General features: G+C 40.8%; 18 protein-coding genes. 15 read left to right on the top strand and 3 right to left on the bottom strand.

The genetic code is table 11. The annotated features are described in order from the left end of the window. Positions 1 to 8: 8 nt before the first annotated feature. Complete coding sequence (gene astB / locus ACKLNX_RS15795; protein WP_412973036.1) at positions 9 to 1,346, bottom strand: N-succinylarginine dihydrolase; 1,338 nt, start codon at positions 1,344 to 1,346, stop codon at positions 9 to 11. Between the two features lie 312 nt (positions 1,347 to 1,658). Between astB and topA the strand changes: the two genes are divergently transcribed. The 8 genes from topA (at position 1,659) to ACKLNX_RS15755 (ending at position 10,538) form a co-directional block, all read left to right on the top strand. Further along, positions 1,659 to 4,301 (top strand): type I DNA topoisomerase, encoded by a 2,643-nt coding sequence (topA, locus tag ACKLNX_RS15790; protein ID WP_412973035.1) that lies wholly within the window; start codon positions 1,659 to 1,661, stop codon positions 4,299 to 4,301. A gap of 9 nt (positions 4,302 to 4,310) precedes the next feature. Continuing rightward, entirely contained in the window at positions 4,311 to 4,865 is a 555-nt protein-coding gene (locus tag ACKLNX_RS15785) for a DUF2058 domain-containing protein (protein WP_412973034.1), read from the top strand. A gap of 398 nt (positions 4,866 to 5,263) precedes the next feature. After that, entirely contained in the window at positions 5,264 to 6,034 is a 771-nt protein-coding gene (locus ACKLNX_RS15780; protein WP_411693753.1) for a DUF6602 domain-containing protein, read from the top strand. Between the two features lie 127 nt (positions 6,035 to 6,161). After that, a complete protein-coding gene (locus tag ACKLNX_RS15775) occupies positions 6,162 to 7,202 on the top strand; it encodes an SIR2 family protein (protein ID WP_412973033.1) in 1,041 nt (346 codons plus the stop codon). Continuing rightward, positions 7,199 to 8,977: an ATP-binding protein gene (locus tag ACKLNX_RS15770; RefSeq protein ID WP_412973032.1), complete on the top strand. Its 1,779-nt coding sequence runs from the start codon at positions 7,199 to 7,201 to the stop codon at positions 8,975 to 8,977. Before ACKLNX_RS15775 ends, ACKLNX_RS15770 begins: the two co-directional genes overlap by 4 nt. A gap of 88 nt (positions 8,978 to 9,065) precedes the next feature. Next, positions 9,066 to 9,329, top strand: a complete 264-nt coding sequence (locus ACKLNX_RS15765) for a hypothetical protein (protein ID WP_412973031.1) — start codon at positions 9,066 to 9,068, stop codon at positions 9,327 to 9,329. A 117-nt stretch (positions 9,330 to 9,446) separates the two neighbouring features. Beyond that, a complete protein-coding gene (locus ACKLNX_RS15760) occupies positions 9,447 to 9,953 on the top strand; it encodes a helix-turn-helix domain-containing protein (RefSeq protein ID WP_411693757.1) in 507 nt (168 codons plus the stop codon). A 135-nt stretch (positions 9,954 to 10,088) separates the two neighbouring features. Beyond that, complete coding sequence (locus ACKLNX_RS15755) at positions 10,089 to 10,538, top strand: GyrI-like domain-containing protein (protein WP_411693758.1); 450 nt, start codon at positions 10,089 to 10,091, stop codon at positions 10,536 to 10,538. Between the two features lie 354 nt (positions 10,539 to 10,892). On the opposite strand, the gene rne is transcribed toward ACKLNX_RS15755, so the two are convergent. After that, positions 10,893 to 13,823, bottom strand: coding sequence for a ribonuclease E (rne, locus tag ACKLNX_RS15750; protein WP_412973345.1), 2,931 nt, complete (start codon positions 13,821 to 13,823; stop codon positions 10,893 to 10,895). Between the two features lie 623 nt (positions 13,824 to 14,446). Here rne and rluC point away from each other — a divergent pair. Then, a complete protein-coding gene (rluC, locus tag ACKLNX_RS15745; protein ID WP_411693759.1) occupies positions 14,447 to 15,394 on the top strand; it encodes a 23S rRNA pseudouridine(955/2504/2580) synthase RluC in 948 nt (315 codons plus the stop codon). After that, positions 15,384 to 16,019 (top strand): HAD-IA family hydrolase, encoded by a 636-nt coding sequence (locus ACKLNX_RS15740; RefSeq protein WP_412973030.1) that lies wholly within the window; start codon positions 15,384 to 15,386, stop codon positions 16,017 to 16,019. Before rluC ends, ACKLNX_RS15740 begins: the two co-directional genes overlap by 11 nt. A 103-nt stretch (positions 16,020 to 16,122) precedes the next feature. Here ACKLNX_RS15740 and ACKLNX_RS15735 read toward each other — a convergent pair whose 3' ends face one another. Then, a complete protein-coding gene (locus tag ACKLNX_RS15735; protein WP_412973029.1) occupies positions 16,123 to 16,746 on the bottom strand; it encodes a Maf family protein in 624 nt (207 codons plus the stop codon). Positions 16,747 to 16,858: 112 nt separating this feature from the next. Here ACKLNX_RS15735 and yceD point away from each other — a divergent pair, with 112 nt between their 5' ends. The 5 genes from yceD (at position 16,859) to fabD (ending at position 20,552) form a co-directional block, all read left to right on the top strand. After that, entirely contained in the window at positions 16,859 to 17,380 is a 522-nt protein-coding gene (gene yceD / locus ACKLNX_RS15730) for a 23S rRNA accumulation protein YceD (RefSeq protein WP_411693762.1), read from the top strand. A gap of 11 nt (positions 17,381 to 17,391) precedes the next feature. Further along, a complete protein-coding gene (rpmF, locus tag ACKLNX_RS15725) occupies positions 17,392 to 17,562 on the top strand; it encodes a 50S ribosomal protein L32 (protein WP_195732563.1) in 171 nt (56 codons plus the stop codon). Positions 17,563 to 17,576: 14 nt separating this feature from the next. Beyond that, positions 17,577 to 18,599, top strand: a complete 1,023-nt coding sequence (gene plsX / locus ACKLNX_RS15720; protein ID WP_411693763.1) for a phosphate acyltransferase PlsX — start codon at positions 17,577 to 17,579, stop codon at positions 18,597 to 18,599. Between the two features lie 3 nt (positions 18,600 to 18,602). Next, positions 18,603 to 19,562, top strand: a complete 960-nt coding sequence (locus ACKLNX_RS15715; protein WP_411693764.1) for a beta-ketoacyl-ACP synthase III — start codon at positions 18,603 to 18,605, stop codon at positions 19,560 to 19,562. 72 nt (positions 19,563 to 19,634) lie between these two features. Beyond that, positions 19,635 to 20,552, top strand: a complete 918-nt coding sequence (fabD, locus tag ACKLNX_RS15710; protein WP_412973028.1) for an ACP S-malonyltransferase — start codon at positions 19,635 to 19,637, stop codon at positions 20,550 to 20,552.

The raw sequence follows: 20,552 nt of genomic DNA, 5'->3' as shown, positions 1-20,552 counted from the left end.
GACAATCGTTAAGATTGGAAAGGATAAACACTCCCAAGCCCCAAAATTTGCGTCAATTCATCAAGCGCGGTGCGCGATTCAATCAACAGTTGTGGATCAACAAGATCATCAACCAGCAACTCATCCCGATAATGTTTATTTACCCACGCACACAAGGTTTCGTAAGTCTTATCATTAATAAAAGTGTTGGGGTTAACTTTCGATTTTTCTAACTCAGTCATTGCCACACGAAGTCTCAAACAAGCTGGCCCACCGCCATTTTGCATGCTTTGTTTCACATCAAAGAAGTGAACTTCTTTAATTGGCGTGTCTTGTGTAATCAGCTTGGCCAAATAAGTGGATACTGCCTCATTATTCTCACACTCTTTGGGGGCGATTATCGCCATGTTTCCGTTTGGAAGGCGAATTACTTGAGTATTGAATAAGTAAGTTTTTACAGCGTCAGATACAGAAACTTCATTATCTGGCACTTCAATAAAGTGGAAATCGTCGGAACCAAATTTATCCAGAATCTCCGCTTTCATTTTTGCTGTATCTAAAAAGGCATGTTGATGATAAAACAAGACGTTTTGATTACCTACCGCAATAACATCGTTATGAAACACACCCGCATCAATAACGTCAGGGTTTTGTTGAGCAAAAACAACATTTCGTTCGTTTAAACCATGCAAGCGCGTGACTGCCTCACATGCTTCAAATGTATGTCTTGCCGGATACTTTTTCGGTGCTGGTTTTGAATCATCAAATGCATAACGGCCGAACACAAATAATTCGACCCCTTCGCCACCATATTCTTGACAGAAGCGAGTGTGATTCGCTGCGCCTTCGTCACCAAAATGTTCGTTGTCAGGAAGGTGCTGATGATGTGCGAAATGGTTAGGATCAGCAAACGTTGCTTTTAATATATTACCAGTGACTTGGGGCTCAAGCGAACGGTGGTATTTGTTGGTCAAATTTGCAGGCGTGAAATGAATTTTACCGTCTGCAGTATCGCCACTTGGTGATACCGTTGCAGCATTTGCGGTCCACATACTTGAGGCGGAACAGCAGGCTAAGAAGATATGTGGAGCTTGCTTATAGGCTTGCTGCATAACATGTGCATCTGATCCGCTAAAACCTAGTCTGCGTAGAGCATATATATCTGGACGCTCTTGCGGTGCGAGTACACCTTGAGTCATCCCCATATCTGCCAATGCTTTCATTTTTTGAAGACCTTGAAGCGCAGCTTGCTTTGGATTGCTTACTGCATTGGCATTACTCTTTGAAGCAACATTGCCGAACGATAATCCCGCATAGTTGTGTGTTGGGCCGACGAGGCCGTCAAAATTAGCTTCAAACTGCTTCATTTATGCATCTCCAATGGTTGCCTAATTCAACAAAGCACACTGTTATTAGCGACTCTGTATAAATAAAGGATAGTGTTAGTTGAACGATTTGCAGGCGAATTATACGCATTTTATTTCGCATGCCAAATTTTTAATATGAAAAAGTCATAAAAAACAATGGGTTTAGTTATTTTTAAAATATAAGTATGTGGAACAACTTGTTTTCTATTCACTTTGTAGATATATGTAAAAAAGGGAAATTAATAACAATGTTAATCGCGCTTCGCGCTTTTTATAATTAAATCACTGTATTTCATAAGGTTCTTTCCATAAATGGGTAAATCACTGGTAATAGTAGAGTCACCGGCCAAAGCGAAAACAATTAATAAATATCTAGGTAAAGATTTTATTGTTAAATCGAGCGTTGGGCACGTGCGCGATCTTCCAACCAAAGCGTTAGGCAAAGTTTCGCCTAAAAAACCTGCGAAAGAATTAAATACCTGGACTGAGAAAAAGAAAGCAGCATATTTAAAAGATTTCGAATACCAAAAGCTAGTCGATCGAATGGGTGTTGATCCCAAACAGGATTGGATGGCTCACTATCAAATTTTGCAAGGCAAGGAAAAAGTTGTCGCAGAATTAAAGAAACTCGCAAAAGATGCTGACACTATCTATCTCGCAACCGATTTGGATAGAGAAGGAGAAGCGATTGCGTGGCACTTGCAGGAGCTACTGGGTAGTAAAGGAAAGACGTATCAACGAGTTGTTTTTAATGAGATAACTAAGAATGCAATTCAAGAAGCGTTTTCTCATCCTGGTGAAGTCAATATTAATCGCGTTAACGCCCAGCAAGCACGTCGCTTTCTCGATCGCGTAGTGGGCTTTATGGTTTCACCGTTGTTGTGGAAGAAAGTAGCTCGAGGCCTATCAGCCGGACGTGTGCAATCAGTTGCAGTGAGATTAGTAGTTGAGCGTGAACGTGAAATAAAGGCCTTTGTGCCTGAAGAATTCTGGGACATCCATGCAGATCTAAGCACGCAAGCAAAAGATACCTTGAAGATGTTAGTTGCTAAATACAAAGGTGGCGCGTTCAAACCAGTCAACAAAGAACAAGCCGATGTTGCGGTGAATGCGCTTAAGTCTGCTGAATACACGGTTACCAGCAGAGAATCAAAGCCGACTCAAAGTCGTCCATCAGCGCCATTTATCACTTCAACGTTGCAGCAAGCGGCTAGTACTCGCTTGGGTTATGGCGTGAAAAAGACAATGACGATGGCACAGCGTTTGTATGAGGCTGGCCATATTACTTACATGAGAACTGACTCAACAAACTTAAGTCAAGATGCCATTGAAGGCTGTCGAACTTACATTCAAAAGAACTTCGGGGATCAGTATTTACCCAACAGCCCATTAGTATATGGAAGCAAGGATGGCGCTCAAGAGGCGCATGAGGCTATCAGACCATCGAACGTTGCTATAAAGGCAGATTCACTCAAGGAAATGGAAAGAGACGCTCAGCGTCTTTATGAGCTCATTTGGAGACAATTCGTTGCTTGCCAAATGACCCCGGCAAAATATGACGCGACAACTATCCGTGTTGAAGCAAATGCATATGAGCTAACAGCGAAAGGTCGCGTCTTGTTATTTGATGGTTGGACAGCAGTACAACCGCAGATTAAACGCAAGGGAGATAATGAGTTATTGTTACCAAATGTGAAGCAGGGTGACAAACTCAACTTAAATGAACTTGATCCGAAACAACACTTTACTAAACCGATTGCTCGTTTTAATGAAGCATCCTTAGTTAAAGAGCTTGAAAAACGCGGAATTGGTCGCCCATCTACTTACGCGAGTATTATTTCTACTATTCAAGATCGCGGTTATGTGAAATTAGACAGCAAGCGTTTTTATGCTGAAAAGATGGGTGAAATAGTCAACGATAGATTAGTTGAAAACTTTTCTGATTTAATTAGCTTCGATTTCACCGCTAAAATGGAACAGCGATTAGATGATATTGCTCATGGTGAAACCAAGTGGAAAAGCGTACTAGATAATTTTTATGCTGAATTTTCAGAGCAATTAGAAAAAGCTGAAAAGCCTGTTGAAGATGGCGGAATGAAGCTGAATGAAGCGGTTGCTGTTGATATCGAGTGCAGTAAATGTTCACGGGAAATGAATATTAGGACTGCAAGTACAGGTGTTTTCTTAGGTTGCTCTGGCTATAATTTACCACCTAAAGAAAAGTGCACAAACACAATGAACTTAACGCCTGGTGATGAGGTTGTTAAGGTTGAAGATGAAGAAGAATTAGAAACTGAAGTATTGCGTGCCAAGCGTCGCTGCGATAAATGTGGCACTGCAATGGATAGTTATTTAGTTGATGAAAATCGTAAACTTCACGTTTGCGGCAATGCACCAAGTTGTGACGGTGTTTTTGTAGAGCAAGGTACGTTTAAAATCAAAGGCTATGATGGTCCTATTATTGAATGTGATAAATGCAAAAGTAATATGGAGCTCAAAAACGGCCGATTTGGGAAATACTTTGGTTGTACTAACGAAGAATGTAAAAATACACGTAAATTATTACGAAGTGGCGAAGCTGCGCCGCCAAAAGAAGATCCTGTATTCTTACCAGAATTAGAGTGTGAAAAGTCAGACGCGCATTTCGTATTGAGGGATGGGGCTGCGGGCATATTTTTAGCCGCTCATACTTTTCCAAAATCAAGGGAAACAAGAGCCCCATTGGTTGAGGAACTTGCTCGGTTCAGAGATCGTATATCACCAAAATTCTATTATTTGGCGGATGCTCCAAAAGCTGATCCAGATAAGAACCCAACTATTGTTCGATTTAGCCGTAAAACAAAGCAACAGTATGTGATGTCTGAAGATAAAAAGGGCAAAGCTACTGGATGGTCAGCTTGGTATGAAAACGGTAAGTGGGTTGTTGATGATAAACGCAAGAAAGCAAAGAAATAGAGAAATATAATGGCATTATCACTACAAGAACAGTTGCTGAAAGCCGGCTTGGCCGACAAGAAAAAAGCGAAAAAGATAAAGCAGGAAAAGCATAAGCAGGTAAAGGCAAAACAACGTAGTAATTTGCAAGTTGAAAATGAAGCCAAGAATGCCGCAGATGCTGCTCTAGCAGCTAAACAAGAAAAAGACAGACAAATTAACGAAAAGCAGCGCAAAGAGCGACTTCGAAAGGAAATAATTGCTCAAGTAGCTAATCTAATTAACGTAAATGCTCAAGCCCGTCGAAAGGGCAATCTTGTTCTTAACTTTACGGACAAAAACTTAGTTAAACGAATGTATGTCGATCAAAATACGCATAAATTAGTGACTCAAGGCCGCTTATCTATTGTTAGTTGTGTCGCTGATGTTTATGAACTTGTTCCTACACCCGTCGCCGACAAAATAAAAGAACGCGTGCCAGAGTCAGTTATTTATCAAGCGACTGAATTGCAGGAAGACAAAGAAAGCAATGACGACAACGATTGGTATGCTGATTACGACATCCCTGATGACTTAGTTTGGTAGGGCTCCGCCTTACCTCCTTCATCGTTACTGCCTTCCGTCCTCGTCGTTACCGCTTTCTGTCCTCGTCATTACCATCACCCCTCGGCGTTACTGCGAAGGCAGTAATCTCATGCCATTGATAAATAATGCCAAACTACTGATATTACTATGCGCGCATATTAACAACATATATTTTGGGGTGATGGCACTTTAAGTCATTGTTTTATTAGGATAAATGTAGAATGCCTGAGTGCGATTACGATGCATGCTATCTAACAACACAAAAAAACCGTAGGAATAACCATCAAACTTAAGTTAAGCTATTGAAATTAAATAACTATGAAGAGTTTATCGCGTGACAATACTTGTTAGTTACAATGAAGTCTGCAAAATAAGCTGTTAGCAGCCTAAGGAGTCACATGCTAGTTTCGCATATAAATGCAATTGAAGAAGTTCTCATAGCGCAAAGCAAGACAGCACAAAATGCAGGTCACCCAAATTTAAGAGGTGGCCCTCGTGAATGGTTTATACGTGACTTTTTAGAAGGACATTTACCTTCTACTTTAGAAATTGGTCAAGGTGAAATAATCGATGCCAATTCAATGCCAAACCCTCCTCGCGGTAGTTATAGACCACAGGCTGATGTGGTTATTTATAGAAGGGATATGCCCAAAATATCATATTCAACAACAGACTCTGCCTATTTAGTCGAAGGGGCAATGGCTACCATTGAAAGTAAATCAGTATTAACCCAAGAAGAACTAAATAATACTTGTAGGGCAACTAACATACATAAGTCCCTATCTAGACAAGCATTCTCTGGTATGTCGGTAGGAGCACCTCCCAAAGAAGTCATTTCCTATTTGGTTGCTTATGCTGGTCCAGCGAATATGAGTACAATTAGTGGTTGGTTAGTAAGTTACGTACAACAACAAAATATATCTCCAGATAAGCTTGTTGATATGATAGTTGTATTAGGTAAAGGTGTTCTTTGGCGTTTAAAAGCATTTCCTGAGTTAAATATAGGTAGTGCTACGCAGAATAATAACTGGGCATTTGTAGAGCAAAAAGATAAAAATTTGTTTACTCTATTCACCCATATGCTTACATGGGCTGCTACAACATCTACACCACCAAATACAATAGCATATGCCGCAAGTGTTCAATATCAAAATGTTCAGGTAGTTTAGGCTGCTAACAAGGCATTCAAGTCGGATTCGTAACAGTTGGCTCGGTTCCGCTTCGCTTCACATTTTAGCCAACAATTACTCACCGCTTAATGCGGCGTTATACCTATTTTAAAGTTGAGAGGACATATTGGACGTTGACTCAGTAAAAAAGCATCTACAAGAGTTTTTTATACAAAGCCCTTTGGTACTCATTGGCTCGGGGTTATCCTTGGGTGAAGGAATATCAGGAATGTGGCATCTTGCTCAGCATCTGAAAGAGGAAATCCCAAAGCTTGTTGAAGGGGAGCTGTTAGAAGAATGGAAGCAAGTAGAAGAACTAATTGATCAAGATGTAGGTTTTGAAGATGCTATGGCATCTTTAAAACAAGGAAGTGAATTGGTTCCCTTCATCGTTTCTGAAACTACCAAACTTATAGGTAAAGATGAAAAATCAATAATCGAAGATGTTGTTCTGCAAGAAAAGCAATTGTCATTTTCTCTTTTGTTAGATCAATTATTACATAATCAAATTGAACTAATCATCGTTACGCCCAATTATGATCGCTTAATAGAGCTAGCCTGTGAGTCAGTTAACCTGGACATAATCACTGGATTCAATGGTTGTTACTGTGGAATACATAATCCTGAAGGTGAAAAGGATAAAATTTCAGTCATCGAAAGGAAAAGAAATTTAAGAGGTAGTTCTGAAGTCAGGGTTTCGGTAAAGAAACATGCCAAAATATTTAAACCTCATGGAAGCCTAGATTGGTATGAAGTCAATGGCAGCATTATACGGTCATCTTACGAAATCAATGCTCGAAGATTAATTATTACTCCTGGAACAAGTAAGTTTAGAGAGGGATACCAACACCCTTTTGACTATCACCGGGAATTATCAAATAGGCATATTCAAGAAGCCAAATCGATATTGATTATTGGATACGGGTTTAATGATGAACAACTTGAGGTTCATTTGTTAAATAAGCTTCGCGAAGGTGTTCCTGCTTTAGTTATTACCAAGGTATTAACAGCAAATGCTATTAGAATTTGCGGCAGTCTAAATAACGTCACTTTGGTTTCTGTTGGTGGAAATGATAATGAGACCAAAGTTAGAATTGATGGAGTTGAAACTCTGCACAATGAAAATTGGTGGTCACTTAAAGAATTTATAAATGGAGTTTTAAAATGACAACGCAAGATTATGTCGTATCAACAACAAAGGAATGTTACATAGGAAGGGTGGCCAGTGTCGATACAAATCGTGCTCTTATATTAGCTGAGTCTCCGGAAGTTATTCAAAGGCTTACCGTATCAGATCTAGTTGCTATCCAAGGCGCTACACCGCAAGAATTTTTGATTGGTATTATTGAGAAAGTGAAGCGCAGTGTCGGTAATCCAATATTAATAGATCCAGAGATTGAAGATAGTGAAGAGGAAGATTTTGATGCTGTTGTTGATCATGACGTTGTTCAAGTTGCGCTGATCGGTACTTACTGGGAGGTTCTAGGAGATAGGCGTCAAATATTCAAGCGCGGGGCAAAGTACTTCCCAAGAGTAGATAAACAGGTTTATTTAATAAAAGAAGAAAGTCTTGAAAGCTTGATGTCAGTTGTTGCTAGTGACACTCCAGAGGACATTCAATTAGTACTTGGAACTTACGGGAACACTCAATCTAAAGCTGTTGCAAATGGCGACAAGCTTTTTCAACGGCACGCTGCTCTTCTTGGTAGTACGGGTTCAGGGAAAAGCTGGACGGTAGCATCTCTGCTAGAGCAAGCAGCAAAATTAGAGCATACAAATATTGTTCTTTTTGATCTTCATGGTGAATATAAAACTCTAACTGGAGAAGGTGTTGAAGATGGAAAAGAGCCAATTGCAGAATATTACAAAATAGCTGGGCCTGCTGACATAGAAAATAAAATTTCTAGCTCTGTATTTGTTCCACACTGGTTGCTTAACAAAGATGAAATGTTGGCTTTGCTTTTAGACCGCTCTGATAATAACGCGCCTAATCAGTCATCTCGATTTACTCACCATGTTAGAGAGTTGAAGCAACAATACTTAGTTGATAATGATCTTAAAGAACTTGCTAATGGGTTAACGATTGATTCACCTATTCCATATCCAATTCGCGATCTTTTAGATCGACTTTCTGCCGATGATAATGGCATGAAATTAGGCGCAAATGGAAAGACAGAGGTGAAGGGTGATTGGAACGGTAAGTTAACAAGATTTATAGGTCGTTTAGAGACTAAAATAGAGGATAAGAGAAATTCGTTTTTGTTTGAATCTCCTGAGGGAGCAAATGAGTACGAATGGTTAGCTACTTATGCTAACCAATTTATGGAAACAAAAACGGACTCACTTGGCATAAAGGTTATAGACTTCTCAGAAGTGCCTTCTGACATATTACCAATAGTAATCGGCGTATTGACTAGGTTTTTGTATAACGTACAATTTTGGCGAGCAGAAGAAGACCGAACTCCTATCACCTTTGTGTGCGATGAAGCACATATATATTTACCAACAAAAGATGTTAGCGATGGTGACTCAAAGATCGCTTTAGATACTTTTGAAAAAGTAGCTAAAGAAGGCAGAAAGTATGGTGTGTCGCTATTTGTTGTTAGTCAACGACCTTCAGATGTTAGTCGAACTATTTTGAGCCAATGTAACAACCTTATAGCATTGAGGTTAAGTAACCCACAAGATCAGCAGGTCGTCCACAAAATGATGCCTGATTCATTAAGTTCTCTTACATCTGTCTTACCTATATTAGATACTGGCGAGGCTGTTGTGCTAGGAGATGCGGTATTGTTGCCATCACGTATAAAGTTGAATAAGCCAAATTTAGAGCCCGCTAGTGCAACTAAAGACTTTTGGTGTGACTGGTCGAGCAAGGAATCTAAAAGTGACTCTATTGTTTTTGCAGTTGAATCATTACGCCGGCAATCGAGGCTACGATAGGTATAACAAGCGCATGTTGTTGGACTGGTTTTCCGCTGCGCTCCAAACCAGCCGCAAATGCGGGCATTACATGCCACAGGGAATTTAAATGGAAGTTGAAATTTGGTACTTATTAATTGGGATTGCTTTATTAATAAATATTGCAGTTTCGATATTCTTAATTCGTAGAGATGACTTGGAAGGCTTTCAAAAAAGTGCACAAATTCTAATTGTCTGGTTAATTCCCATTTTTGCGGGTCTTGGTGTGTGGATGTTAAGACGTAGTCAAGATGCTCCAACTAAAGCCCATAAAAATTTCGGTGGCGGTGCACGTGACAGTATTGATACAGGTGCTGCTGGGGGCAGTGATTAGTGGCATATGCCAAATGTAGATTTGATCACTGTCAGTTGTTAGTCGTCTATTTGTCATTACCGACAGCGCATCCGTGGTATATAGTAGATTAAAATTTAACGAGGAAAGGCGAAAATTGTGAAATCACTAAGACTGAAAAAATGCTGGTCTCAAGAAGAGTTGGCTCAACTCAGCGATTTGAATGTGCGGACAATTCAAAGAGTAGAAAAAGGACAAAGTGTAGGAACTGAAACTCTAAAGGCTTTAGCAGCGGTTTTTGAAATTTCAACAGATGAACTTGTAAGGGTTATAGAATCTGAAAAACACACGCTTTTAAAAGAGGAAGAGCATACAAGCGAAACTCAGTCTCAGCAAAATAAAGCGATAGAGAAAATTAAATCTATAAAGTACTTGTACGCACTCTCTGCACTTCTAATTGCGGTCTTTGTCTTTTTAATGCTTCCCAACTACAACGAGGGAGAAAACTTAGGTTCTTTAATTGTTGTATTCTTGTCTTTTTGTATGATTATTGCTGGTTATGCCTTTATTGTATTTCAACCATTTGGTGAAGAATGGGAAAAAGAAAAAGTATCCCAAATTTTAGAGCGGCAGAACGAGAAAAGTAACTCTGGCTCCGAGCACTGAATCAGCAAATGGCATATAACAAAGCGCTTAAATCATTACCTGCGGCCACTGGGACAAAAACACAGTGCTTACGCCGTATATTAGAAACGCATTTTTTTCGTTAGCTCAACGTTATGTAACTAGGAGAGTACTAAGATGGAATTAAGGTTTGTTTCAGAAAAAACTATAAATGGATTGAGTACCAGAACTGACAATGCAACTGAAATGGATCCGAACAAAGGCAAGATAGGTGCTTTATGGCAAACTTTTGATGAATCTGTTCCTGTAGATTATAAAAATGGCGAACGAGTATATGGTGTATATTCAGACTATGAATCAGATCATACTGGGCAGTTTAATGTACTTGCAGGTTTTGACGGTACGAATTTTCCATCAAACATAAGCCTAGAAAAGTTAACGATTCCTAGAGCAAAATATCTTGTATTTACGCATAAAGGCGAGATGCCTCAAATAGCCATAGATGCTTGGACAGAAGTTTGGAATTACTTTTCTAGCGGCAAAGAAGAATATGAAAGGCTCTATACAACAGACTTTGAGTATTACCCAAATGGAAATCAAATTGAAGTTCACATAGCGGTGAAGTAGTTACATCGCAAGCAAATCAACAGGGCTAAAACAGCCGGCGGTTCGCTCCGTTCCATATTAGTCCACTATTTATCGCCCACTATTAGAGGCTCACTGATTATGTACGATAGTGCTAGAGGAAGATTAATAGTAGTTCATGATGGTCTGGAAGAGGAAATCATTAGTCTTTTACAAAATTATTCTAAATCTATTTGCTGATGCAGTGCGGTTGGTTGAAGGTTCTTGCCTTCGCAAGAATGACGATGAGGGTGGTTGGAGGTTATTGCCTTCGCAAGAATAACGAGTGGTTGGGGATTTGGGCATAAAAAAAGCAGAATCAAAAGATTCTGCTTTTTTGCATCTTACTTTTTAGCTTTACTCTACCGAAGAAGGTTTCTTCATAGGTGAGCTAGCTTGTGACTTTGAGTTAGCTACTGCTGCCGATTTACCGGCGAACTCATAGCTACCACGTGCTTCATCACTAATTGCAGTAACAACTTCAGTTTCGGTAGGCATTTCTACTTTTGCTGGTGTTGTCATAGGGTGAGAAACTGGCTTCATTGCAACCTTGACGTAAGGCGTAAACTTTTTAGCTTCAACGGCCTCTGCAGGCGCAGCTACAGGAGTCGCTTTAGAGTCGGCAGTCTTCGCTTGCGCTTCAACCTCAACTTCTTTCGTCGTTGTTGTCTCTTCAACAGCTTCTGTAGTTTTCTTTGCCTTAGCTTTGGCTCTTGGCTTTGGCTTAGCAGCAGCTTTCTTAGTGGTAACAGCTTCTTCAGAAGCAGCCGTTTCCTCATTAGTAACAGTTTCGTCACTAGCAGCGGCATCCAATTTAATTTCTTTTTGAACAGGCTCAACTTTTGATGCTTCAGGTTCTGCAGGGGAGCTTGTTACTTCTGTTGCTTCCGCCGTTGACGCTACATTTTTCGATTCAGGTTCATCAAACTGTAATTCATCTTGACCAGAATTAACCGCATCAGCAGAGTCATTTGCAGTTTGCTCATCCTTATCTTTTTTGCGACGTTGACCTGCAGCTCTAACATGTCTAGGTGAACGGCGACCTCTACCTCGAGGAGCGTCGTTTTCGCCTTTTGATGCGTTGCTTTCATTAGTTTCATTGGTTGAAACAAGATCTGCAGATACTTCATCAACAGCTTTTTCAGCAATTGCTTTCTCTTCAACAGGCTGAGATTTAACATCACGAACGGGGCTTGATTCAGCTTGATTACCCGGTGCTGGCTCTGGTGAGTCGTCATTTACACGTACGCTTCGTTTGTTATCTCTGCGCTTTCTGCGTTCAGCTGGCGCTCTTTTCTTCGCAGCTGGCTTCGGCGTTGAACTTTCTTCTACCGCTTCAACCTTGTCATCTTGTAACTCAGGCGAGGTCTTGCGCGAAGCATTTCTCTGCTGATCACTACGATCATTCGTGTTACGGCGCTTGCGGCTATTAGGACGTTCCCCTTGAGCCTTATCCTGACGCTGTGAATTATCTGCAGATTTATCTGTACGATTACTGTCTTGACGATTACCGCGCGGGTTATTTCTGCGTTTGTTTTGATTTCTGTTACGATTGTTATTACGACGCTGAACAGGCTTCTCAGGCTCTTTTACTTCTTCTTCAAACAGAGATTTCATCCATGCTACTGCTTTAGCAATAATAGACGGAGTCGTTTTTTCAGCTTTTTCAGCTGCAGCAGGAGCAGGGCTTGGAGCCGCTTGTGCTGGAGCTGACATACCAGAAAGTGCAGGTTCTTCTTTCTTCACAACTTTAGGTGCAGTTGTATCCGCCCTTGTTTGTGGCACTTCAGCTAGTTCGATGTTGTAGCTAATATCATCAATTTTATCATCTGGACGACGACGAACTATTTCGTAATGCGGCGTTTCGAAGTTTGGATTTGGAATAATCAGCAATTCAACACTGTGACGCTTTTCAACGCTTCTTAAAGCGCGACGCTTCTCATTTAGAAGGTACGTAGCAACATTGATAGGTAATTGAGCTTCAATTTGACCTGTGTTGTCTTTGATACTCTCTTCTTCAATTATACGCAGTACTGAAAGCGCTAAAGACTCTGTTCCACGAACTGTTCCGTGACCACTACAACGAGGGCAAACATGATAAGCAGACTCACCAAGAGAAGGGCGTAAACGCTGACGAGACATCTCAAGCAAACCAAAGCGTGAAATTCTGCCAAGTTGAATGCGTGCTCTGTCTGGTTTAACAGCATCCTTCATTCTATTCTCAACTTCACGTTGATGTTTTACTGGCGTCATATCGATGAAATCGATGACAACTAAGCCACCCAGATCGCGTAGGCGCAATTGTCTGGCAATTTCATCCGCAGCTTCTAAGTTAGTGTTGAATGCAGTTTCTTCAATATCACCGCCTTTTGTCGCTCTAGCTGAGTTGATATCGATAGAAGTTAATGCTTCTGTCGGGTCGATTACGATAGAGCCGCCAGAAGGTAATCGAACTTCGCGTTGGAAGGCTGATTCAATTTGGCTTTCAATTTGGTAGTGACTAAACAATGGCACGTCAGCTTGATACAGCTTCACGCGATTAACGAAATCAGGACGAACTAGCTCAATGTGTGCTAGTGCTTTTTCGTAAATAGATTGCTTATCAATTAATATTTCGCCGATATCTCTACGCAAATAGTCACGTATAGCTCGTACGATAACGTTACTTTCTTGATGGATTAGGAAAGGAGCAGGCTTTGACTCTGACGCTTTCAGTATATTAGACCAGTGGTTTACTAGTACACCTAAATCCCACTGTAGCTCTTCGTAGGATTTACCTACACCCGCTGTACGTACAATCAGACCCATACCGTCAGGTAGTTCTAATTTGCCTAAAGACTGTTTGAGATCTGTTCTTTCATCGCCTTCAATTCTGCGTGAAATACCGCCAGCACGAGGATTGTTTGGCATTAATACTAAATAGCTACCAGCAAGTGATATAAAAGTAGTTAATGCTGCGCCTTTTTGGCCGCGTTCTTCTTTATCAACTTGAACAATAACTTGTGTGCCTTCTCTAACAACATCTTTGATATTAGGACGACCTTCAAGCTTATAACCAGGGGGAAAGTAAGTTTTTGCAATTTCTTTGAGGGGAAGGAAACCGTGGCGATCTGCGCCATAGTCAACAAAAGCAGCTTCTAAACTTGGCTCAACTCTCGTAATTGTACCTTTGTAGATGTTAGCTTTCTTTTGTTCGTGTCCAGGGCTTTCAATATCTAAATCGTAGAGTTTCTGCCCGTCTACTAGGGCTACACGCAACTCTTCAGATTGAGTTGCATTGATTAACATTCTTTTCATTGTATCTAGCTCAGTTTAGGTATAAGCCTGTGAGATACAGTTTTGAATTAACTGTGTTACTGAGCCTCGCGGCTGAGATAAATTGTCCTTGATGCCATATTGGAAATTACAAGTGCTTGTTTATATTCGTTTTTATAAACCGCCACCGTACAAAAAAATCCAACAACCCTTTATGTTTGGGTGTCCTTCTACAATCTTTTGAACTAATGAGATTATCTCACTAGCGTTAATTCAAATCTGTTCAACAGTCTAATATTGCCTGTTTAATTTTAACCTTGTTGCATTTGTTTTTGAATGCAGTGCATGTCTATCTCAGCACTCGTTATCAAGGCGCACATTCATTTTTACTTTTAATTGAATGTTGGTAATTGGTGTCGTATCGCCTGCGGATACTCACTTTGGTATGCTAGGCTGATTTGTTAGCTTCTCTATTTTGTAACCGGTCATTGACCGCTTGTTTTGTTAGTAATAGATGAATACTTTCGCACCGGCGCGCATTATTGCTCATATTCCGCAGATAAACAAGTAGCAAGGCGGTAAAAGAGTGCTTAAATAAACCAGAAAAACAGTGATTTGCAGGCGTATTCAATCTAAAGGTGGGATATAATGTTCGAATGAATGAAGAATATAATAATGTACAAACCGTTGAGATAGACGAAGACAATCAATTTCAACGTATAGATAACTTCCTTACCAGTAAACTTAAGGGCGTTCCGAAAAGTATGATTTATCGGATCGTGCGTAAAGGTGAGGTGAGGGTGAATAAAAAGCGAATTAAGCCTGAATACAAGCTTGCTATAGGAGATGTTGTCCGCATTCCTCCGGTGCGAACGGCGGTAAAAGAACAAAACAACGTCAACCTTAATCGTGTTTCAACTTTAGAAAGTCATATCATTTTCGAAGATGACCGCATTATTGTGTTTAACAAACCCACTGGGCTCGCTGTGCACGGCGGTAGTGGGCTTAATTTTGGTGTCATTGAAGGATTAAGGGCATTACGACCTCAACATCAATTTCTGGAATTGGTGCATCGCTTGGACCGAGATACATCGGGTTGCTTGTTGATTGCTAAAAAAAGATCAGCCTTGAGAGACTTGCACGAACAGCTTCGCAGCAAACAGGTTGATAAGCGTTATCATGCTTTAGTTGCAGGTGAGTGGCCTTCAGATTGTTTTAAAGTGACGGCGCCATTGCGTAAGAACGTACTAAAAAGTGGTGAACGACTAGTGTCGGTATCAGACGATGGCAAGCCATCAGAAACACGTTATCGAGTATTAACCAAGTTTTCACGTTCCACACTTGTCGAGGCAAGCCCGATAACAGGTCGTACACATCAAATCCGAGTGCATTGTTTACATGCAGGGCATCCTATAGCGATGGACAGTAAGTATGGTGATGATGAATTTGATGCACACCTTAAAAAGTTAAAGTTTAATCGTCTGTTTTTACACGCGAAGACTCTTTCATTTAATCACCCAGTAACAAAGGAAAGGGTGAAATTTGAAGCCGACTATGATGAGGCATTAACAAAATTGATTGAGAAGCAAAATCATGAAATTTGAGTACATCATTTTTGATTGGGACGGCACGGTGATGGACTCAGCAGCCAAGATTGTTTCCTGCATGCAAAAAGCAGCACAGCTTTCAGAGATTGCGATACCGAGTCAGTCCCAAGTCGAGCATATTATTGGAATTAGTTTGCATCCGGCTATTAAACAGCTTTTTAAGGTTAATGACACAAAAGCTGACGAAATAGTGACTCACTATAAGAGCGTGTTTATGGCGTCAGACCAAACACCTTGTCCATTGTTTGCAAACGCTGCGCAGACACTATCTCATCTCAAACAAAATGCGAGATTAGCGGTAGCAACCGGAAAGGCGAGGCGAGGCTTAGAGAGAGCTTGGGAAAAAACCAATACCAAACATTTTTTTGAATTGTCTCGCTGTGCGGATGAAGCTGAATCTAAGCCGAGTTCAGATATGCTAATTCAAATACTTAACGAGTGGCAAATAGAACCCGAACAAGCGCTTATGGTTGGTGATACAGTTTATGATATGCAAATGGCTGAGAATATTGGAATGCCACGTGTAGCAGTTTCATACGGCGTTCATAGTAAAGAAAACTTACTAGCACACAAACCTCTAAGCATTATCGATTCGTTTGATATGATGAAATCTTTTGTATAAGAAGACTGATTGCTTAATGCACACCAAAGTTTGAACTTACTTGATGTAGTCAACGAGTCAACGAGTCGACGAGTTAATATTTCAATTATCGAACGCTTAAGCGTCAATTCAATAGAATATTGTAGCCAGTTTTAATTAACATTTTATTCAAAGCGATTATTGGAAGTCCTATTAAGGTATTCGGGTCGCTTGATTCAACCTTTTCAAATAAGGTAATACCCAAACCTTCTACTTTAAAACTGCCTGCACAATCGAGTGGTTTCTCAATATCAATGTAGTTATTAATTTCTGAACTGCTTAACACCCTAAAACTGACATCAACATATTCAGAAATAACTTGAGCTTCATTTTGTGGCGAAAGACAACACAGACCCGTTACAAAGCGAACTGACTTCCCTGAGCACTTCAACAGTTGAGCTCTAGCATTCGCAATCGTATGGGGCTTGCTTAGTACTTCAATATCTCGTAAATCAGAGTCGCTCGTTTCTTCCTTTATATAAGCAACTTGGTCAGAGCCGACAACAATCGCAGTTGGGTACTGACTTTGGATCTTTTGAGCTTTTTCTAAGCTAAGCCGCTCAACAAGTTGTGCTGGGGTTTCACCAACTTGCCTGGTTTCGTCGATATCAGGACTAATAGCATCAAAGCTTACTCCTAGTTTTTTGAGTTGTTCCTGTCGATATGGAGAGGAAGATGCTAATATCAAGTAATGAGATTTCGTGCGCATTTTTCAGCTAAGCCTAAATATTTCATACGGATAGAGCTATTCTAACTATATTTACACACATCCGTCTAAAATCTTTGACTCACAGCATGTAAACCATTAGAATGCGCGCGCTATGGATAAAGTGAAACTACCCCGACTAATAGATCCACTGAAAAGTGCGATGAAACGTTCAACTTATGTTGGCGTTTATCCTACCTCTTTAATGGAGCGATTTGTTGGGTCAGTTATTTCTTGTGACGACACTGTTTCCGTGGATGTTGAGTTTTTAAAAGACGCGCAGAGTCTTACTTATTTCCAAGGAACAGCAAAAACACAGGTAAAATTACTTTGCCAGAGATGTAACCATGAATTTTCTCACTCAATTAACGTTGAGTATTGTTTTAGTCCTGTGCAGGGCACTGAAGCAGAGGAAGAGTTACCAGAAACTTTTGAACCGGTAGAGGTCAATGACCACGGAGAAGTCGATTTTCTTCAGTTAATAGAAGACGAGTTGATTTTGTCACTACCTATTGTTGCACTTCATGCAGAAGAAAATTGCAGCGTAGGGCCTGATGATATGACATTCGGAATAATCGAACCGGAACAAGAGCGTAAAAACCCATTTGCGGTTTTAAAAGAGCTTAAGCGAGACTAGGAGTAAAACCTATGGCTGTACAGAAAAGTAAGAAGGCTCGTGCAAAACGTGGCACGCGTCGTTCGCACGATGCATTAACAGGCGCAACTTTATCAGTTGATCAAACGTCTGGTGAAACTCACCTTCGTCACCATGTGACGGCGGACGGTTTCTACAAAGGCAAGAAAGTTATTGCTGATTAATTCGGCTATATAAATTGTCTAACGTAAAAATTGCATTAGATATCATGGGGGGCGATCACGGCCCCCATGTTCTTTTGTCTGCTGCTGAAAAATCCCTTCAAATATATCCCAAACTACATCTAACGATTTGTGGTCATCCAAGCGAATATCTAGATTTCAAGTCAAGCCTTGATGCTAAAACATTTGCTCGCGTAGATTTTGTCGAATGTGATGAAGTCGTCACGATGAGTGACAAACCCACTACCGCATTGCGACAAAAGAAACATTCATCCATGCGTCAAGCTATTAATTTAGTGAAGTCGGGTGAGGCACAGGCATGTGTGAGCTCCGGAAATACAGGTGCTTTGATGGCAATGGCCTTTTATGTTCTGAAAACCTTGCCTGGTATTTCTCGCCCAGCATTAATTTCATGGCTTCCCAGAGGGCAAGGCAAGAAAGTATTATTTTTAGATTTAGGCGCATCGGTCAATTGTGACGCCGAAGCCTTATTTCAATATGCCGTTATGGGTTCTGTATTAGCAGAAACATGCTCACACATAAAGGCACCAAAGGTTGCCTTGTTGAATGTGGGTGAAGAGGATATTAAAGGAAATACCCTTGTCAAACACGCTGACCAGTTGCTGCGGGACAGTGATAGTATTAATTACATTGGCTATGTTGAAGGCGATCAAATTTTTTCAGGTGAGGCCGACGTTGTAGTAACAGACGGTTTTACTGGCAATATTGCGCTTAAATCCAGTGAAGGTATTGCAAAGTTAGTTATCAATGAAATCAAGCAAGCCACTACAGAAACACTTTTTGCCCGATTATTGAGCAAATTAGCACTTCCTTTGTTAAAAAAGCTCTATCAACGCATGAACCCCGACCAGTATAACGGCGCCAGTCTGATAGGATTGCGCGGAATAGTCGTTAAGAGTCACGGAAATGCTTCTGCTGATGCTTGTTTTTATGCAATAAAACAAGCCTATGAGGAAGCAGAAAATGCGGTACCAGACAAAATAAAAACAAAAATCGAATCAGTCTTGATGGAGCATTAATAGATGTATTCACGATTTATAGGAACGGGAAGTTATTATCCGACCGATGTGCGTTCAAACGCAGATTTAGAGAAAATGGTCGATACCTCAGATGAGTGGATTACAGATCGTACAGGTATTAGAGAACGCCGTATTATTGGTGAACACGAAACTGCGGCAACAATGGGCGCTGAGGCATCCATCAAAGCATTAGAGGCAGCCGGTATTGAAGCGCGAGATCTTGATATGATCGTATGCGCAACGACGAGTGGTCGTTATTCTTTACCAAGCACTGCGTGCGAAATTCAAAAGATTCTTAATGTTGATAACATTCCAGCTTTTGACGTGGCAGCGGCATGTGCCGGTTACTGTTATGCACTGAGCGTAGCTGATCAATATATTAAAAGTGGTATGGCTAAACGCATTCTGGTAATAGGTACCGATTGCTTAAGTAGACTTATCGACCCAGCAGATCGCTCAATGGTCATTCTATTCGGCGATGCGGCAGGAGCAACGATTATCGAAGCGAGTGAGGAGCCTGGAATACTATCTACTCACATCAATGCTGCTGGTTCATATGGAGATTTATTGCAAGTTGGTAACCCAACGCGTGGCGATGAATTATCTGTGCATGAAAACTGGGGCTCGATGAAGGGCAATGAAGTATTTAAGGTTGCTGTGACTAAACTGAGTCAAATTGTGATCGAAACACTTGAAGCAAATAATTTGCAGAAATCGGATATCGATTGGTTGGTGCCGCATCAGGCCAATTTCCGAATCATTAAAGCTACGGCAAAGAAACTCAATATGTCCTTAGACCAAGTTGTTATGACCCTTGAAAAATACGGTAACACCTCGGCTGCTACAGTACCCACTGCGCTCGACACGGCAATTAGAGATGGTCGTATTCAACGCGGCCAACACATATTATTGGAAGCTTTTGGTGGTGGATTCGCTTGGGCTTCGGCGCTTGTAAAGTACTAAAAAACGATTTAACGCTAAGTGCACATTATGTCGAGTGTACTTATTTAAAAATTAAAACATGTAGGAAAACAAATGAGTAAAATAGCATGCGTATTCCCTGGTCAGGGTTCACAAAGCGTTGGAATGCTAAAAGATTTGGCAGAACAGTATTCTGTAGTAACAGATACTTTTGTTGAAGCATCGGATGCCCTTGGCTATGATCTTTGGAAGCTCGTTCAAGAAGACGACGGGACACAACTTAACCAAACTCATATTACCCAACCCGCTTTACTGACTGCGAGTGTCGCAGCATGGAAAGTATTGAAGTCTGAAAAAGACATCGAGCCAGCATTTTTAGCTGGACATAGTCTTGGCGAATACTCAGCTTTAACCTGCGCTGGTGTCTTTTCATTAGCTGACGCAGTTAAAGTTGTGCGAGCGCGTGGCGAATTTATGCAACAAGCAGTGCCAGCTGGAACAGGTGCGATGTATGCAATAATTGGCTTGGACGACGCTCGAATTATCGAAATCTGTCAACAAGTATCGCAAGAGCTAGGTCAAGTTGTAGCCGCGGTGAATTTTAACTCTCCCGGGCAAGTTGTCATAGCTGGGCAAACCGAAGCAACCGATAAAGCTGGTGCACTCTGTAAAGAAGCTGGTGCAAAAAGAGCGCTGCCTTTAGCTGTAAGTGTGCCTTCTCATTGTGCATTAATGAAACCAGCTGCAGAAAAGCTAGGTGAGCTTTTTGAAAACGTGACATTCAGCAAACCGTCGATTAGCGTTGTGAACAATGTAGACGTGAATGTTGAGCATAGCGCTGAAAGCATAAAAGACGCGCTATTACGCCAATTATACCTGCCAGTACGTTGGACTGAGTCTGTATTATTTTTAAGTGATCAAGGCGTAACAGACATCATTGAAGTAGGGCCTGGTAAAGTACTATCGGGTTTAAATAAAAGAATAAACAAGAGCTTGGTGCTATCGTCTTTTAGTCAACCAAGTGACTTATAA

The organism is Glaciecola sp. MF2-115, from assembly GCF_047250385.1.
In the GTDB taxonomy this organism is placed as follows: Bacteria; Pseudomonadota; Gammaproteobacteria; order Enterobacterales; family Alteromonadaceae; genus Glaciecola.
The sequence above is the reverse complement of the archived record's forward strand: the minus strand, read 5'-3'. Positions and strand labels throughout refer to the sequence as shown.

Coding starts and splice junctions, on each gene's coding strand:
- astB (WP_412973036.1), bottom strand. CDS start 1,346: ATGAAGCAGTTTGAAGCTAATTTTGACGGCCTCGTCGGCCCAACACAC.
- topA (WP_412973035.1), top strand. CDS start 1,659: ATGGGTAAATCACTGGTAATAGTAGAGTCACCGGCCAAAGCGAAAACA.
- ACKLNX_RS15785 (WP_412973034.1), top strand. CDS start 4,311: ATGGCATTATCACTACAAGAACAGTTGCTGAAAGCCGGCTTGGCCGAC.
- ACKLNX_RS15780 (WP_411693753.1), top strand. CDS start 5,264: ATGCTAGTTTCGCATATAAATGCAATTGAAGAAGTTCTCATAGCGCAA.
- ACKLNX_RS15770 (WP_412973032.1), top strand. CDS start 7,199: ATGACAACGCAAGATTATGTCGTATCAACAACAAAGGAATGTTACATA.
- ACKLNX_RS15765 (WP_412973031.1), top strand. CDS start 9,066: ATGGAAGTTGAAATTTGGTACTTATTAATTGGGATTGCTTTATTAATA.
- ACKLNX_RS15755 (WP_411693758.1), top strand. CDS start 10,089: ATGGAATTAAGGTTTGTTTCAGAAAAAACTATAAATGGATTGAGTACC.
- rne (WP_412973345.1), bottom strand. CDS start 13,823: ATGTTAATCAATGCAACTCAATCTGAAGAGTTGCGTGTAGCCCTAGTA.
- rluC (WP_411693759.1), top strand. CDS start 14,447: ATGAATGAAGAATATAATAATGTACAAACCGTTGAGATAGACGAAGAC.
- ACKLNX_RS15740 (WP_412973030.1), top strand. CDS start 15,384: ATGAAATTTGAGTACATCATTTTTGATTGGGACGGCACGGTGATGGAC.
- ACKLNX_RS15735 (WP_412973029.1), bottom strand. CDS start 16,746: ATGCGCACGAAATCTCATTACTTGATATTAGCATCTTCCTCTCCATAT.
- yceD (WP_411693762.1), top strand. CDS start 16,859: ATGGATAAAGTGAAACTACCCCGACTAATAGATCCACTGAAAAGTGCG.
- rpmF (WP_195732563.1), top strand. CDS start 17,392: ATGGCTGTACAGAAAAGTAAGAAGGCTCGTGCAAAACGTGGCACGCGT.
- ACKLNX_RS15715 (WP_411693764.1), top strand. CDS start 18,603: ATGTATTCACGATTTATAGGAACGGGAAGTTATTATCCGACCGATGTG.
- fabD (WP_412973028.1), top strand. CDS start 19,635: ATGAGTAAAATAGCATGCGTATTCCCTGGTCAGGGTTCACAAAGCGTT.